The organism is Halomonas sp. CSM-2 (assembly GCF_002119345.1).
GTDB lineage: Bacteria > Pseudomonadota > Gammaproteobacteria > Pseudomonadales > Halomonadaceae > Vreelandella > Vreelandella janggokensis.
Map to the genome: position 1 here is coordinate 196,893 of NZ_NBYR01000003.1, position 13,754 is coordinate 210,646.

The window sequence follows — 13,754 nt, forward strand, 5'->3', positions numbered from 1 at the left end:
TCAGGCGTAGGGCTTAAGCGGCGCTTGGCGCATTACTGGGGTTCAGTGCACTGTCAGTCATTGCATCGCTGGTCGGTGATTTACCTTCGGCGCTGGCGCGTGCCTGGGCCATTTCGCTTGTCTGCATGGCCGCTTCAAGCTTGGCTTCAAGCAGGTATTGCCTGGCCTGGGCGGCGACCTGATAATCCTTTGGCGAAGGATCGGCGGGAGCCAGCGCGGCGGCAATCACGGTTTGCATTTTCTCGATGGTGGCCTTGGGGTCGTTGGGCACCGGGCCGTAATTGATCGATACCTCGCCAGCAACAGCGTAGCGCTGGCCGTCAGGGCCTACCTCGTAATCGTAGCTTGCCCCGCCCGCATAAGCACCGCCAACCGTCTGGTGAGCCATCTCGTGTTGCCTGACTTCACGGTCGGTCTGCTTGAGCTGCTCCAACTGTTCAATTTCTTCTGGGGCCATCGGCGTACCGTCGGCGCGCTTTGGGCCCGCAGACTCGCCGCGGGTCGCATTGTCGGATGAGACTTCGTCGGATGAGGCTTCCGGCTCTGCAGATGACGCGTTAGCCGCTTTGGGCTCAGCCGTTGTGACCTTGGCCGAACCTGCATTAAACGTGGGTGATGCCCAAGCGGACAGAGAGGCAGCTCCCAGCACGGCGATTGTCATGGCAAGCGCTCCATGAAAATAAAGAAGTATCGTAAAGTATCGGTGAGGCAGGTCGGTCGTGCAAGTTAACGTTGGACGAGTGAGCCTCAGAGGCGAGGAAAACAGGCGATGCAGACGATTGATGTGGTGATTAACCTCTCCTATGAGGCGTGCCTGGCGCACTACGAGGGGCGCATAGCCCAGGTCTATACGTACAGCCTTGACGGCCGACGGGTGGTGTTCCCGGCAGAAGCGCTGCGTCGTGTCATGACCCACGACGGCGTTTACGGTCACTATCGACTAAAGTTTTCTGAGACAGGCCGATTTATCAGTATTCATCCGCTTGGTATCTGTTGAGTTCATATGCCCGATACTAAATCTGACGTGTCACTACATGAGGTCGTCTACGAGGTGGTTCCCAACCTCAATATGGCCGAAAAGCTGGTCAACAATACCCTGGAAAGCATCATGGAGGCCGCCACTGATCCATTGGAGATTATGCGGCGCAAAGAACAGCAGGACGCTTTCCGTCTGGAAGTCCGTCTTGTGCGCATGCACCTTGAACATGTGTTGACGCGCCACCGCGAGGACGTAGCGGCTCTGGTTAGCACCGACGGCCGTGAAGGAGCTTCGATGGTGAAGCTTGACCGCAATGAAGCACAGGCGTTGCGCAGTGCCATTGACATTTATCAGCATGTGCGGGCGTATCAGCGGGGTGAACGCCGTCACCCTCTGGCGAGCCGTTAAGTTCGCCCCGCGGGTCCTGGCCACCAAAAGGCCACAGACTAGGCTATAATGATCGCTTCAATGAACGTCCTGGCTTACCCGCCGGGAACGTTGGCAGCCTGCCTATCCGGCGACGGCTGCTGAGCTATCAGGAGATATACCATGTCTGCCTCACCAGTCACCTTGATGGTGGCGCGTCGCGTCGCCAAAGAGCGTTATCCGCATTTCACCCGCTGGTTGAATGAAGGCCGCCATCTGGCCGCGGACTTCCCCGGTTATCTGGGGTCCGGGGTGTTGGCACCGCCCGCCGACGATGATGAATATCAGATTATATTTCGTTTCAGCAGTGCCGAGACACTGGCTGCCTGGGAACATTCGGCTTCCCGGCGTGCCTGGCTGGCCCGTGGCCAGGGCCTGTTTGATGCCCCGCATGAGCATCGCGCTGTTGGTCTCGATGCCTGGTTCCAGGCAAACTCGCCAGCGCCGCCCCGCTGGAAGCAGGCCGTGGCCGTGTGGCTCGCCTTTTTTCCTGTGTCGCTGCTTTTCCATTGGCTATTCGGTAGTACGTTCGCCAGTTGGCCGATGTTTCCACGGGTTATGGTCAGCACGCTGATGCTGACGCCGATCATGGTGTTCGTATTTATTCCACTCTCGATGCGGTTATTGGCGCCTTGGCTTGAAGGTAAGGTGTCACCATTGGACGTTCTCCTGCGGCGCCTTTCTGAACGAACTACCTAAGTTAACGTTAGCGTTGGCTGCCGAGTCATGGAGAGGTTTTCTTCTACGCGGCCAACGCTGCTATGCTGAATGGGCACAGTGAAAGGAAGACGGGCGCCAGTTCATGGCTGGCGTGCTCAATTGCCCATGGAGTGACTATGATCCACGTTCACCATCTGGAAAAGTCCCGCTCACACCGCATTTTGTGGCTCCTCGAAACGCTTGGGTTGGACTACGAGATCATCGTTTATCAACGTGACGCTTCCACTCAGCAGGCCCCCGCATCGCTCAAGGAAGTACATCCGCTGGGTAAGTCGCCGGTGATCACAGACGGTGAGCTGACGGTTGCCGAGTCCGGTGCGATCATCGATTATCTATTACAGCGCTATGGCAACGGCCGCTGCCAGCCCAATAGCGATAATGCCAATGACTGGGTCGATTATCGTTACTGGTTGCACTATGCAGAAGGCTCCTTGATGCCACTGCTGGTCATGCAATTGGTGTTCGGACAACTTCCCAAGCGCGCGCCATGGTTGGTCAAGCCGGTCGCCAATGGCATTACTCAGACGGTTAACCGCACTTTCTTGCATCCGCAAATCAATCAGCACCTGCGCTTTATTGATGACTACCTGGCGTCACACGAGCATTTTGCAAGCCCGTGGCCGAGTGGGGCGGATGTGCAGATGAGCTTCCCCCTTCAGGCGGTAGCAGCAACACATTCCTTGTCGACGTACCCGGCAATTGCACGCTTCGTCGAGCGCGTTGAAGCTGACTCAGCCTGGCAGCGTGTTGTTGAGCGCGCAGGCCCGCTCACCATGCCCGGGGCGTAAGCAACATCATGGTAACGTTGACGGCAACCCGGTTAGGCCCCAACGTGAGCCTGTTACGAGATTATTGCATCGGCCGAGCGGTCCTCGCGCTTAGCAGCTTGCTGATAACCTCTGCGCTAATGGCAGATGAGTCTCTGCGTGTCGGTGTTTATCACAACCCGCCTAAACTGTTTCTGAATGACCAGCAGGACCTGGATGGTATTTTTGGCGATCTGCTATCGGCCATTGCCGAGCGTGAAGCCTGGCAGGTCGAGCCGATTGCTTGTGAATGGCAACGTTGCCTGTCGCTTCTTGAACGCGGTGATATCGATCTGTTACCCGATGTGGCATGGAGCGAGGCAAGGGCCGAACGATTCAGTTTTCATAGCGAACCCGCACTGCACAGCTGGTCACAAATTTACCAGCGGGAAGGGCTATCGATAGAGGCGGTGGTGGATTTAGCCGAACAGCGCGTGACGGTGGTCGATGGGTCAATTCAACAAGACCATCTATTAGCGCTTACCCAACGCTTTGATATACCGGTTGACTGGATCAACGTTCCGAATTTTGAAGAAGGCTTTGCAAAGGTTGCCAGCGGTGAGGCTGACGCCGCTGCAGCGAATCGTCAGTTTGGCGAGTGGCGCGCGGCTGAGGCTGGACTTGTTGATACCCCATTGATGTTTCAGCCCGTCCAGCTTTATTTTGCAGCGTCACCATCGCTTCCCCAAACGGTAATTGAGCGCCTTGATGACTATCTGATGCGTTGGAAAGCGGATACAGATTCGTTTTATTATGCCACGCTTCAAGCCTGGCAGGCGGGAGCACCCAGTCCACCCGAGACCTCCAAGTGGCTGAGCTGGGGAGTGGCAGCATTGATTGGGTCACTGGTCGTGGCGCTGCTGGTGAACCTTTTACTGAAACGGCGTGTGGCAAGGCAGCGGGTACGGCTGGCAACCAATGAGGCCATGCTGAGCACGATTCTGGATACCGTGGATGCGTATATCTACATCAAATCGCCTGACCTGACATACCAGTATGTCAATCATCGCATTTGCGAGCTTTTTGGTCGTCCCGCAGAGGCAGTGATAGGGCAGCGCGACGACGTTTTTTTTGACCCTGCGACGGCTGCCGAAATTGTCCAGGTGGACCGCCGCGTATTGGCGTCGGGTGAAAAAGTCACCTTGGAAGAAAGCAATGTCCTCAGGCACGACGACCGGGTAAGAACCTTCTTGTCGATCAAGATGCCGCTGACGTTAACGCCGGGTAAGCCACCTTCCTTGTGTGGGATCTCGACCGAATTGACCGAGTATCTGGAGATGCAGTCCCATACGCATTATCTGGCGTATTACGATGCCTTGACGGGCCTGCCTAACCGACGTCTGCTGATGGAGTCCCTGGCCACTACCATAGAGGAAGACGGGCAGAGCAAGCAGTTCGGTGTGCTGATGGTCGTTGACCTCGATAATTTCCGGTTGGTCAACGATCTGCAAGGGCACGCCAGCGGCGACCAGCTGTTGATCAATGTGGCTGAACAACTCCGCCAGGCGTTGGAAAAAGATGCCATTTTGGCGCGCTTCAGTAGTGATGAATTCGTGGTGCTGGTCAACCAGTTGGACCCCCAGCAGGAGGAGGCTGCCGCAAAGGCCGAGCGCATCGCGCGACAGCTGATGATGAAAGTTCACGAATTACGCAATAGCCGCTCATTGCCCATTAGCGCAAGCGTAGGGTTGGCACTTTTTAGCGGCGAATCGAGTTCGCTTGATGCCGTCCTTCAGCAGGCGGACATGGCGCTTCAGCAGGCCAAGGCGTCGGGCGGCAATACGCTGCGCTTTTTCAACCCCGATATGCAGGCCAGCGTGCTGGAGCGGGCGAACCTGGAAGCCGATCTCCACCATGCCCTGGCTCGCCATGAGCTAAAGCTGCATTACCAGATTCAGGTGAACCACAAGGGCGTCACGACCGGCGTCGAAGCGTTACTCCGCTGGTATCACCCGACACGTGGCTGGGTTTCGCCCGCCGAATTCATTCCGCTAGCTGAAGAAAGCGGCCTGATTATTCCGATTGGCGACTGGGTGTTGACCCAGGCTTGCCAGCAACTTGCCCGGTGGTCGCGGCAAACCGCCTACGCACCGCTGACGATTTCGGTCAACGTCAGTTCGGTTCAGTTCCAGCAGCCCGACTTTATCAATCTCGTGGAAAATCGCCTCAAGCAGACGCAAGCACCTGCTAATCGATTGGTGTTGGAAGTCACCGAAAGTCTACTGATGCGCGAGCCGACCCGTGTGCGTCACACCATGCTCAAGTTGCGAGAACAGGGCGTTCGCTTTGCCTTGGATGATTTTGGTACTGGGTATTCGTCCCTTAGCTATCTAAAGCGGCTGCCTCTCGATGAGCTCAAGATCGATCAATCGTTTATCCGTGAGTTGCTGACGGATAAGGCCGACGCCGCGATTGTCGATACGATCATTCTTCTGGCTGTCAGCTTGGGGTTGGTGGTAGTGGCCGAAGGCGTGGAAACCCAGGCCCAGTTGGATTGGTTAAAAGGCCATGGCTGCTATCGCTATCAAGGCTATTTGCTGGATCATCCCAAGCCCATTGATGACCTGTTTGATGAAAAAAAGCCCCGCCGCTAAGAGCGGCAGGGCATGAATCAAAAACGCCTGGTAGGGCTAGCCAAACAAGGCAAAGCTCTCCGCATTCAGCCACATATGAACCAGGATACTGGCAGCGTAACCCAGCAGAATGACCGGCGACCACTTCAAGTGGCCCAGGAAGGTATAGGCGCCACGTGCCTGGCCCATGACCGCCACACCTGCCGCGGAACCAATCGATAACAAGCTGCCGCCGACCCCGGCGGTGAGGGTGATGAGCAACCAGTGCCCATGTGACATATCGGGTTCCATGGTCAGGACGGCAAACATCACGGGAATATTATCGACCACGGCGGAGACGATGCCGAGCACAATATTGGCCGCTGTGGGGTTCCAGCCGAGATATAGCGCTTCCGAGAGCAAGCCGAGGTAGCCCATAAAGCCCAGCCCGCCAACACACATCACCACGCCGTAGAAAAACAGCAGCGTATCCCACTCGGCGCGCGCCACCCGGTTGAAGACATCGAACGGCACGACGCTACCTAGCTGCTCCAGCTTCTTGTTGTCGCCACGACGGCTGTAGCGCTCGCGCTTTCGCTCCAATGAGCGCGGCAGGCTGCGGCGCAGGTAATAGCCAAAGAACTGCAGATAGCCGAGACCCGTCATCATGCCCAGCACCGGGGGCAGGTGCAGTAGCGTATGGCAAAGTACGGCGGTGGTGATCGTCAGTAAGAAAAGCGCCACAATGCGCCGGGCACCGCGCTTCATCCAGACGTCTTCTTGTACGCTTTCCGGCTTCTTGTTGGGAATGAAAAAACTCATGATCACGGCAGGAATCAGGAAATTGACCAGCGCCGGAACGAACAGAATAAAGAAGTCCTGGAACGGCACAATACCCGCTTGCCAGACCATCAGCGTCGTAATATCACCGAAAGGACTGAAGGCACCCCCCGCGTTGGCGGCCACCACGATATTGATACACGCAACGTTGATAAAGCGCTTATCACCCTCGGCGACTTTGGTAACCACCGCACACATCAGCAGGGCCGTGGTCAGGTTGTCGGCAATCGGCGATAGAATGAAGGCAAGTCCACCCGTTAACCAGAAGAGCGAACGGTAATTGAACCCTTTGCGCAGCATCCAGGAACGTAGCGCATCAAATACCCGGCGTTCTTCCAGGGCGTTGATATACGTCATGGCCACCAGCAAGAACAGCATCAGCTCGGTGAACTCCAAGAGCGTCACGCGGAAGGCGTGCTCAGATGCCTCCGACATGCCGTTTTGGACATACACCCAGCCGATGAGGCTCCAGATAATACCGGCGGCGACCAGCACGGGTTTGGACTTGCGCATGTGTATCTTTTCTTCTGCCATGACCAATGCATAGGCCAGGACAAAAATACCCAATGCAAAAAAACCGACCACCGATTGTGTCAGGTCCAGCTCACCCGTAACGGCTAGAACGGCGGGGCTAAAAACCAGCAGCAGGGCTGCCAACAAAAAAAGCCAGCGACGATCGAATCGTGGCTGGCAGGAGGGGCGAAAAAAAGGCATGACGACGCGTTTCCTTTCATTAGGATTATAGGAGGATTTGTAAGCCGCGTTAGTCTATCAGCCTGTACTGCATTGCAATATGTAATAAAAGCGAATGAATATTACGGTGCTTAACCGTTAAAGATCATTTTTTAGCAAATTAACCTTTTAGGTAATGGTCATTTGGTGAATCTTGCTTATTAGACAGCATTGATTATTGTAAAGCTTAAAGCCAAATATATAATGTAGCCTGCTAATAATAAAGCACCCTCAAGACGCGATAGCCGCATACCGGTATACAGAAAAAACACCAATAAGCCCGCAGCGCCCAGCATCACCCACTGATCGAACATGGTCACGCGTGCTGCGATGGGCAGAGGTTGTAAAAACGCCGAAATACCTAAAATACCGAGAATATTAAAGATATTGCTGCCCAGAATGTTGCCTACGGCAACATCGGCATGACGCCGTAAAGCGGCGATAACCGACACGGCCATTTCCGGTAGCGATGTGCCTACGGCCACAATGGTCAAGCCAATCACCGCTTCTGAAATGCCCATGGCGTTGGCCAGCCCAATCGCACCATAGAGTAATAACTGGGAACCGCCGATCAGTAAGCCAAGACCCAGCATCAGTGCAATGATAATCCCTAAAGACGTTCTGGGCAGTGCGTTCAGCTCATCCGCTTCTGAGGCGTGCATCTGGGCAGCAGGAATTGTCTGCTGTCGTTCGCTGAGGTATGCCCAAACGAGATAGCTGATCAATCCAGCCAGGAAAAGGGCGGCATCAAAGCGTCCCAGGGCACCCCCCCACGCCAAGCCAATAAACAACACGCTCGCCGCGACCATTACGACCCCGTCTCGGCTAAGCGCCTTGGGTTGAACGGTCATCGGGCAAATGACAGCACATAAACCCAGAATCAATAAGATATTACCGATATTGCTGCCGACGATATTGCCCACGGCAATATCGGGCTGTTGGTTGATGGCCGCGTTTATCGATACTACCAACTCGGGAGCTGAGGTGCCAAACCCCACGACCACCAACCCGGTCAAAAGGGGAGAGACGCCTACTCGTCGCGCGCCTGCCACGGCACCGCGTATCAAGGCTTCTCCGCCCAGGGTCAAAAAGCCTATACCCACCAATAAGCTTAAAGCATGTAGCATGTTGCGTTTTCCCTTCGGTGTTGGCCCGCAAGCATCAGGCGTTGGCATAACATAGCGGAGAGTATCGGTTTCCGCCTAGCATTTTTGAGGGCGACAAGGTCGTACGGTTCATTGACGTTTGTTATGTTATAACTTATCTTTTGTTTCGACATTCCAGTCTTGTGATTTTGCAGAGGAAATATATCGACATGTTGATGACATATCGTCAAAAAGCGAGTGCCGTTGCGCTAAGTGCTTGGCTGATTACGGGTGTTCAAAGTGTGCAGGCCAATGACCATGACCATTCGCACGATCATGACCATGCTCACGACCACGACCACGACCACAGCCATGACAGCGATATCTATGCAGGCTACTTTGACGACGAGCAAGTAAAGGATCGCCCTCTTTCAGACTGGGAGGGTGACTGGCAGTCCGTCTACCCATACCTGGAAGACGGTACGTTGGACGAGGTATTTGCCTATAAAGCCTCGGAAGGCGATAAAACGGCTGAAGAGTACAAGGCGTATTATGAGACGGGGTATCAAACGGACGTGAACCGTATCGTGATCGACGGGCAAAACGTCACTTTCCATGAGGACGGAGAGCAGCGTACGGGAGAATATCAATATGATGGCTATGAGATATTGACCTACGAGGCCGGCAACCGGGGTGTCCGCTTTATCTTCGAGCTTGAAGAGGCATCTGATGACCTGCCGCAACATATCCAGTTTAGCGATCACAGCATCTATCCCACCGATGCGTCCCATTTCCACCTCTACTGGGGCGACGATCGCGAAGCGCTGCTGGAAGAGGTCACTAATTGGCCGACGTACTATCCTTCGGCGCTGGATGGTGATGAGATCGTCGATGAAATGCTGGCGCACTGATGTCGGTGGTCAAGACGGTCCTCTGCCTTCTGACAGGTTCGGCATTGTGAAAAAGCGCTGGCAGAAATGCCGGCGCTTTGCTTGTATGGGGTGAAACAAAACAGTGAAGAGTCGACCCATGACGCCCTATTGGCCTTTATCAATCGCAATGGCTTCATTTTCACGCTTGCTGGGGGTCGGGCTTTTGGCCTCGAGTAGTGTGGTAACCGCAGATGCGGGGTGCGACAACACGAGCACCCAGTTAGCGCTAACGGAATGTTCTGCGCAGGCGTATCAATCAGCCGATGATGAGCTTAACGACGCGTATCAGTCGCTTGTCCGCAAACTGGAGGCAAGTCCAGCAACGCTCGAAAAACTGCGAGAAGCCCAGCGGGCCTGGATCAGCTTTCGCGATGCCGAATGCGCGCTCGAGAGCAGCGGCGTAGAAGGTGGCAGCGCACAACCCATGGTCCGTAACGGATGCCTTGCCACGCTGACAAAGCGGCGCACGGAGAGGCTACGGGAGCATGCGCATTGCGAAGAAGGCGACTTGAGCTGCCCACGCTAATGACACGTGTTGATGTGATGCAAGGCGTACAGACACAAAAAAAGCACCCGTAGGTGCTTGATTTGTATGGTAAGGTGGTGGGGCGGCGACGTTTGAACTGATATTTTAAGTGGCTGTTATTTATTGTTTTTAATATCTAGTTACCAGTTAGGCATACACCAGGGCATACATGGTGCTTGCTGCTAGGCCGCTTTCAACGGTGATTTCGTGGAGAAAACGGGAATTGAATAGCAGCAATTCCAAGTCTTTTTTAAGGCGGGCGAAACGCACAAAACGCTACCTCTCTCAATCGCCTTGGTACCTAGCCCAATAGCGTTACCCATTGTCCGGCATCAACGAGAACGCCAATACGGCGGTCTGGGATGGTCAGGCTTGCCACATCTACAAGTGACGCAGGCTCACATCTAAATGCGGGATAAAATCACAATTAGAAGTCGGGCAAGCTATTGAAAGGTAGTAATTACCGCAGGCTTCCGCGTTTGAAACGCGCAAAAAGCCGGAAATCCGGCTTTCACTTCCTCCATTTCAAATGGAACAAGCCAGGCGGGGCTTAAAGTGCCTGCCACCGTTGAGGATAAAACGCGCAGGCTGTCGGGGTTTTCGTCATGGTGGGGCACTCTCCGACTGATCCCCGTTTCATGCGTTAAGGGCGCGTTGCAGGCGTTCGCGGTATCGCTCAAGCCGTTGGCTGGCTGGTTGGGTGCCATCCTTGGCACTGCCTGCGCTGAAGGCGTGAGGCTTATAGCGGGCGAGCCGTCTTGCTTGCAGCTCGCTTTCTTTGCCGTGGCTCATGCCGCTTTGCTCACGTCGATGGTTGCCGGGTCGCCGTGGGCGCGCGCTGCCCTGGTGGTGCTGATCGTAACCCACTGGCCTAGCTTGGCTTGCAGTGTGCCTAAATCAGCCGCCAACACGGTGTGACTGATACTGCCAATACCCTCAAGGCTTGCGTCGATCTCCTTAGCGATGGTGCCCAGCTCACTACGCAGGTCGCTGGTGGTGCTCGCCTGGGAAAAATCATCCATGGCTTGGTGAAGGGCTGCCACCGCCTTGCGCGCCTTCTCGGCTGCCTTGCGGGCCTGATCTTCGCGCTCAGCCAGACGACGATGGACATCATCAATTTGTGGCTTGGCGGCCATACGGCGGGCTTCTGGTAAATGATCCTCCAGGGCTTCCGCTTCGATACGCAAACGTCGCTCTTTGCGCTCTGCATCCGCTTGACGTTGCTCGATACCGTCTAGGTCGCCACCGTCGATAGTCGCCTGGCGCATTTCCGCATCAAAGTCGATAGCTGCCAGTTCGCCGCGCTCGGCTTCGATCTCGGCTAGGCGCTGTTCAATTTCGGTTGGCGTTTTCATTGGGCCTGCTCCTTCATGCGGTTAATCATATTTGCGCGCGCTTCGTCTGCTCCCTTGCCTACCTCATCACCGCGCTTGGCTCGGGCGATGGTGTCTTGGCGTACGTCCCGGCTGGTCTTAGGCCGCTGAGCATCCTTTATGCGGTCGTGGTCGATGCGGGCTTGTGCGCGCTCCTGTTCATCAGTGCGAGTTTTCATGGTGCTGCTCTCCTTCGGTTTCGGCTTAGGTGCCGGGGCTTGGGTATCAATGCTTATGCTTGGGTCGTCGGTTCTGAATGCCATGGTTACTCCTTGAGCCGCTGCACTTGTTGGGCGGCATACTCGGCTAGGTCGGTATCGGGTGGGCACGGCGGAATGATGATTGCATCGTCGTCGGGTTCGTTGGTTTCGGTTGCCAGGATTACCCGCCTAGCATCGGGATAAACCAGCCAGTACATGGCCGATAACACGTCCTTGCCTTCGTCGGTGTCGCCAGGGAAAAACAGCTTCCGGCCTGCCATATCCAGCGAGGTGCCAAACGTTTCTGTTTTGGGGTGGGGTATGACAAGGCGAATGATCTTGATGGCCTCATCTCTCGGCAGCTTGGCCTCCTCTAATGCTGCCAGGCGCTTCAAAACATCACGGCTGGGCATAGGGCACCTCTGAGGTTCATTAGCGCTTCAAGCGAAGCGGTAGGCACTCGCTTCATCCAGGCGGGGGCGTCTTCACCGGGTAGCGGTTCCGGCGTTTCAATGCCGCTGTTCGCCATCACTTCATGGATGCGTGCCGGGTCACTACTGCCAGTCTTGCCGCCTAACCGCTCCAATACTTCAAGGCGACGTTTCAGGTTGGTGCTCATTGATCCACCTCTAAAATGCTTTCAAGACTGGGTTCGCTATAGCCCTTACCATCCCCACCAGCGGCAATGTCGCTCAGTTCATCCATGAGGTTGCTGATTGCTTTAACCGTGTTGTCATGCTGGCTGCTCTCTAGCTTCACCAAGCGCTTCATCACAGCGTTACGCATTGGCGCGGCCCTCCAATTCATCTAGGCGACGGGTTATTTCGTCGATCTCCGATACCTTCACCAGTGAACCGATGGCATCAATAAGCGCCTTGCCCGTCTGGGGGTCTAGCTCGCCAGTAGCGACAGCGGCTAGGATCGACTCGGCTTTGTCGGTCAACGTCTCGCCTTGCATCGTGAAGCGGACGGGTTCAGCAGCAGGGCGGTAAGCTGGTATAGCGCGGTCAATGCACAGCTTTAGCGCTTGGGAATCACCAGCCAGGGCAAGCTCTACCGCTTTAGCCACTAGCTCAGCGCCGTGCTTCTCAAGCTCTTTTCGCCACTTTGCCCGCTGGTCTGGTCTGCCTTTAGGGCGTCCAGTTGGGTTGCCGCTTTGGCCCTTCTTAAACGCCATGGCGCTTGTTCCCCGACTGTTCTGAACAACTGAGGCGGATAAGCTCAGCAGCCGCTTGGACGTTGCCACCATCGGCAGCGCTGCGAAGCATGGCGTAATAGCTGGCTACTTCGCGGCGGCTAGGCTTTGCGTTCTTGGCTCCCTTGGGTCTTGGCATTTTCTCTACTCAATACTGTTTATATTAGGCTATGTTGGTATCTGTTGTTGGTCTGCGCCTATCGCTGCGCGAAACCACGCCTCCTCTGCTGGCTTCGCGGTTTCAAACAGCCGCCGCCATGCCAGGTAATTGGGTAAGTACGCGGTCCCCACCCCATGAAAGCGCGCCATCCAGCCCTTCAATCGGCTCATATAGCTATTGACGTTCTGAATGTGGTATTCCTTGCCGAGCACTCGCTGATTATCGAGTGTGATCAGTCGATGATGAGCAATGCCGTGGTCGGCAGAGAAAGTCCTATACCAGCTGTGCCCGTCCGAACATAAAATCGAGTCACGGTCGATGATCGGTAAAAGGAATTCATGAACAGTGGATTTCTGGAGCGCCGGTTCCACCAAATCACTGATCTTTCCGTTTCGGTCTCTCGCAATAAGCACTTGAATCTTTTGTTCTTTTTTCTTCATACTGCCTTGCCCGCCGCGCTTTCGAGGTCTGCGGTGAGTGATCTTGCGCTTCCCTTTGCAGGACTCTAGGAAGACGGTTTCGTCTACCTCGATGATGCCGGATAGTGGGTTGGCGTTGTCTTGAGCACTCCTTTTCAGGAAGCGATGTCGCCAGTGGAAAGCCGTTTTCAAATCGATGCCTACTCGGGCCGCCGAGACGCGTAACGTCAGGCTGTCTCGCATGCAACGTAGGTAGTCGAACCATTTGTCGCGGTGCTGCAGTTTGGCCAGAGGCGTGCCTGTCAGGGCGTTGAACGTCTTGTGACAATCGGGATTCCGGCACCGATATCGCTGTAGGCCACCGCTGCGTCCCCACTTGGCAGGGTGTTCACTGCCACAGTGCGGGCATGGAAGGTGAGGTCTGACGGTTTCGAGCAGGGTGTCCGCTTGGGAGCTTATTTGACCAAGTAGCTGATCTGCAAGGTATTTTTTGAGATCAACAGGGAGAGAAGCCAGGGTCTGCTCAAGGGCTATGAGGTCTGCTTGCTTCATGGTGTGCTCCAGAGGCAAACTGCATATACAGTAGTTTATACAGTATTTTTGAAGCACGCCAACAGCAGATACCAACATAGCCTCTTTCATACAGTGTTTGTCCAGTATAAACCTGTTTTTGCATGGCTATGTTGGTATCTGTTGTTGGTCTGCGCCTATCGCTGCGCGAAACCACGCCTCCTCTGCTGGCTTCGCGGTTTCAAACAGCCGCCGCCATGCCAGGTAATTGGGTAAGTACGCGGTCCCCACCCCATGAA

At 55.2% G+C, this 13,754-nt stretch carries 18 protein-coding genes and 1 pseudogene; 7 read left to right on the forward strand and 12 right to left on the reverse strand.

What is annotated here, in order from left to right; translation table 11 throughout:
* Positions 1-13: 13 nt before the first annotated feature.
* Entirely contained in the window at positions 14-661 is a 648-nt protein-coding gene (locus B7L15_RS03770) for a putative metalloprotease CJM1_0395 family protein (protein ID WP_085917682.1), read from the reverse strand.
* A 108-nt stretch (positions 662-769) separates the two neighbouring features.
* Between B7L15_RS03770 and B7L15_RS03775 the strand changes: the two genes are divergently transcribed.
* From B7L15_RS03775 to B7L15_RS03795, 5 genes are all read left to right on the forward strand, one after another.
* A complete protein-coding gene (locus tag B7L15_RS03775; protein ID WP_085917683.1) occupies positions 770-997 on the forward strand; it encodes a DUF2835 domain-containing protein in 228 nt (75 codons plus the stop codon).
* Between the two features lie 6 nt (positions 998-1,003).
* Positions 1,004-1,387 carry a hypothetical protein gene (locus B7L15_RS03780; protein ID WP_085917684.1) on the forward strand — a complete coding sequence of 128 codons (384 nt, stop codon included), beginning with the start codon at positions 1,004-1,006 and terminating at the stop codon, positions 1,385-1,387.
* A gap of 141 nt (positions 1,388-1,528) precedes the next feature.
* Positions 1,529-2,104, forward strand: coding sequence for an antibiotic biosynthesis monooxygenase (locus B7L15_RS03785; RefSeq protein ID WP_085917685.1), 576 nt, complete (start codon positions 1,529-1,531; stop codon positions 2,102-2,104).
* 137 nt (positions 2,105-2,241) lie between these two features.
* On the forward strand, positions 2,242-2,913 hold the full coding sequence (locus tag B7L15_RS03790) for a glutathione S-transferase (protein WP_085917686.1): 672 nt from the start codon (positions 2,242-2,244) through the stop codon (positions 2,911-2,913).
* Positions 2,914-2,921: 8 nt separating this feature from the next.
* Positions 2,922-5,525 carry an EAL domain-containing protein gene (locus B7L15_RS03795; RefSeq protein ID WP_254902844.1) on the forward strand — a complete coding sequence of 868 codons (2,604 nt, stop codon included), beginning with the start codon at positions 2,922-2,924 and terminating at the stop codon, positions 5,523-5,525.
* 36 nt (positions 5,526-5,561) lie between these two features.
* Here B7L15_RS03795 and nhaD read toward each other — a convergent pair whose 3' ends face one another.
* The gene (nhaD, locus tag B7L15_RS03800; RefSeq protein ID WP_085917687.1) at positions 5,562-7,037 is read right to left on the reverse strand and encodes a sodium:proton antiporter NhaD; all 1,476 of its coding nucleotides are present in this window, start codon (positions 7,035-7,037) and stop codon (positions 5,562-5,564) included.
* A 179-nt stretch (positions 7,038-7,216) separates the two neighbouring features.
* Complete coding sequence (locus B7L15_RS03805) at positions 7,217-8,182, reverse strand: calcium/sodium antiporter (RefSeq protein WP_085917688.1); 966 nt, start codon at positions 8,180-8,182, stop codon at positions 7,217-7,219.
* Positions 8,183-8,370: 188 nt separating this feature from the next.
* Between B7L15_RS03805 and B7L15_RS03810 the strand changes: the two genes are divergently transcribed.
* Together B7L15_RS03810 and B7L15_RS03815 are read left to right on the forward strand one after the other, a co-directional pair.
* The gene (locus B7L15_RS03810) at positions 8,371-9,051 is read left to right on the forward strand and encodes a metal-binding protein ZinT (RefSeq protein ID WP_085917689.1); all 681 of its coding nucleotides are present in this window, start codon (positions 8,371-8,373) and stop codon (positions 9,049-9,051) included.
* Between the two features lie 118 nt (positions 9,052-9,169).
* The gene (locus B7L15_RS03815; RefSeq protein ID WP_254902845.1) at positions 9,170-9,598 is read left to right on the forward strand and encodes a lysozyme inhibitor LprI family protein; all 429 of its coding nucleotides are present in this window, start codon (positions 9,170-9,172) and stop codon (positions 9,596-9,598) included.
* Between the two features lie 636 nt (positions 9,599-10,234).
* On the opposite strand, the gene B7L15_RS19515 is transcribed toward B7L15_RS03815, so the two are convergent.
* The 9 genes and pseudogenes from B7L15_RS19515 to B7L15_RS19305 all read right to left on the reverse strand — a co-directional run.
* Positions 10,235-10,390, reverse strand: coding sequence for a hypothetical protein (locus B7L15_RS19515; protein WP_176243624.1), 156 nt, complete (start codon positions 10,388-10,390; stop codon positions 10,235-10,237).
* On the reverse strand, positions 10,387-10,953 hold the full coding sequence (locus B7L15_RS03820; protein WP_085917690.1) for a hypothetical protein: 567 nt from the start codon (positions 10,951-10,953) through the stop codon (positions 10,387-10,389). The genes B7L15_RS19515 and B7L15_RS03820 overlap by 4 nt, the downstream gene beginning before the upstream one ends.
* Positions 10,950-11,150 carry a hypothetical protein gene (locus B7L15_RS03825; protein ID WP_139839343.1) on the reverse strand — a complete coding sequence of 67 codons (201 nt, stop codon included), beginning with the start codon at positions 11,148-11,150 and terminating at the stop codon, positions 10,950-10,952. The genes B7L15_RS03820 and B7L15_RS03825 overlap by 4 nt, the downstream gene beginning before the upstream one ends.
* 86 nt (positions 11,151-11,236) lie before the next feature.
* The gene (locus B7L15_RS03830) at positions 11,237-11,584 is read right to left on the reverse strand and encodes a hypothetical protein (RefSeq protein WP_085917692.1); all 348 of its coding nucleotides are present in this window, start codon (positions 11,582-11,584) and stop codon (positions 11,237-11,239) included.
* Positions 11,563-11,790, reverse strand: a complete 228-nt coding sequence (locus B7L15_RS03835) for a hypothetical protein (protein WP_085917693.1) — start codon at positions 11,788-11,790, stop codon at positions 11,563-11,565. The genes B7L15_RS03830 and B7L15_RS03835 overlap by 22 nt, the downstream gene beginning before the upstream one ends.
* On the reverse strand, positions 11,787-11,957 hold the full coding sequence (locus tag B7L15_RS19520) for a hypothetical protein (protein WP_176243625.1): 171 nt from the start codon (positions 11,955-11,957) through the stop codon (positions 11,787-11,789). The genes B7L15_RS03835 and B7L15_RS19520 overlap by 4 nt, the downstream gene beginning before the upstream one ends.
* Positions 11,950-12,348 carry a DUF5681 domain-containing protein gene (locus tag B7L15_RS03840; RefSeq protein WP_085917694.1) on the reverse strand — a complete coding sequence of 133 codons (399 nt, stop codon included), beginning with the start codon at positions 12,346-12,348 and terminating at the stop codon, positions 11,950-11,952. Before B7L15_RS03840 ends, B7L15_RS19520 begins: the two co-directional genes overlap by 8 nt.
* A gap of 186 nt (positions 12,349-12,534) precedes the next feature.
* Complete coding sequence (locus tag B7L15_RS03845) at positions 12,535-13,497, reverse strand: IS1595 family transposase (RefSeq protein WP_139839344.1); 963 nt, start codon at positions 13,495-13,497, stop codon at positions 12,535-12,537.
* Between the two features lie 126 nt (positions 13,498-13,623).
* Positions 13,624-13,754: pseudogene (locus B7L15_RS19305) on the reverse strand (IS1595 family transposase); the annotation flags it as partial.

Bases quoted from the DNA above. Each gene is read 5' to 3' on its own strand.
- B7L15_RS03830 (WP_085917692.1), bottom strand. From the start codon at position 11,584: ATGCCCAGCCGTGATGTTTTGAAGCGCCTGGCAGCATTAGAGGAGGCC.
- B7L15_RS03810 (WP_085917689.1), top strand. From the start codon at position 8,371: ATGTTGATGACATATCGTCAAAAAGCGAGTGCCGTTGCGCTAAGTGCT.
- B7L15_RS19515 (WP_176243624.1), bottom strand. From the start codon at position 10,390: ATGAGCCACGGCAAAGAAAGCGAGCTGCAAGCAAGACGGCTCGCCCGC.
- B7L15_RS03845 (WP_139839344.1), bottom strand. From the start codon at position 13,497: ATGAAGCAAGCAGACCTCATAGCCCTTGAGCAGACCCTGGCTTCTCTC.
- nhaD (WP_085917687.1), bottom strand. From the start codon at position 7,037: ATGCCTTTTTTTCGCCCCTCCTGCCAGCCACGATTCGATCGTCGCTGG.
- B7L15_RS03780 (WP_085917684.1), top strand. From the start codon at position 1,004: ATGCCCGATACTAAATCTGACGTGTCACTACATGAGGTCGTCTACGAG.
- B7L15_RS19520 (WP_176243625.1), bottom strand. From the start codon at position 11,957: ATGCGTAACGCTGTGATGAAGCGCTTGGTGAAGCTAGAGAGCAGCCAG.
- B7L15_RS03805 (WP_085917688.1), bottom strand. From the start codon at position 8,182: ATGCTACATGCTTTAAGCTTATTGGTGGGTATAGGCTTTTTGACCCTG.
- B7L15_RS03840 (WP_085917694.1), bottom strand. From the start codon at position 12,348: ATGGCGTTTAAGAAGGGCCAAAGCGGCAACCCAACTGGACGCCCTAAA.
- B7L15_RS03835 (WP_085917693.1), bottom strand. From the start codon at position 11,790: ATGAGCACCAACCTGAAACGTCGCCTTGAAGTATTGGAGCGGTTAGGC.
- B7L15_RS03795 (WP_254902844.1), top strand. From the start codon at position 2,922: ATGGTAACGTTGACGGCAACCCGGTTAGGCCCCAACGTGAGCCTGTTA.
- B7L15_RS03815 (WP_254902845.1), top strand. From the start codon at position 9,170: ATGACGCCCTATTGGCCTTTATCAATCGCAATGGCTTCATTTTCACGC.
- B7L15_RS03790 (WP_085917686.1), top strand. From the start codon at position 2,242: ATGATCCACGTTCACCATCTGGAAAAGTCCCGCTCACACCGCATTTTG.
- B7L15_RS03785 (WP_085917685.1), top strand. From the start codon at position 1,529: ATGTCTGCCTCACCAGTCACCTTGATGGTGGCGCGTCGCGTCGCCAAA.
- B7L15_RS03770 (WP_085917682.1), bottom strand. From the start codon at position 661: ATGACAATCGCCGTGCTGGGAGCTGCCTCTCTGTCCGCTTGGGCATCA.
- B7L15_RS03775 (WP_085917683.1), top strand. From the start codon at position 770: ATGCAGACGATTGATGTGGTGATTAACCTCTCCTATGAGGCGTGCCTG.
- B7L15_RS03820 (WP_085917690.1), bottom strand. From the start codon at position 10,953: ATGAAAACGCCAACCGAAATTGAACAGCGCCTAGCCGAGATCGAAGCC.
- B7L15_RS03825 (WP_139839343.1), bottom strand. From the start codon at position 11,150: ATGAAAACTCGCACTGATGAACAGGAGCGCGCACAAGCCCGCATCGAC.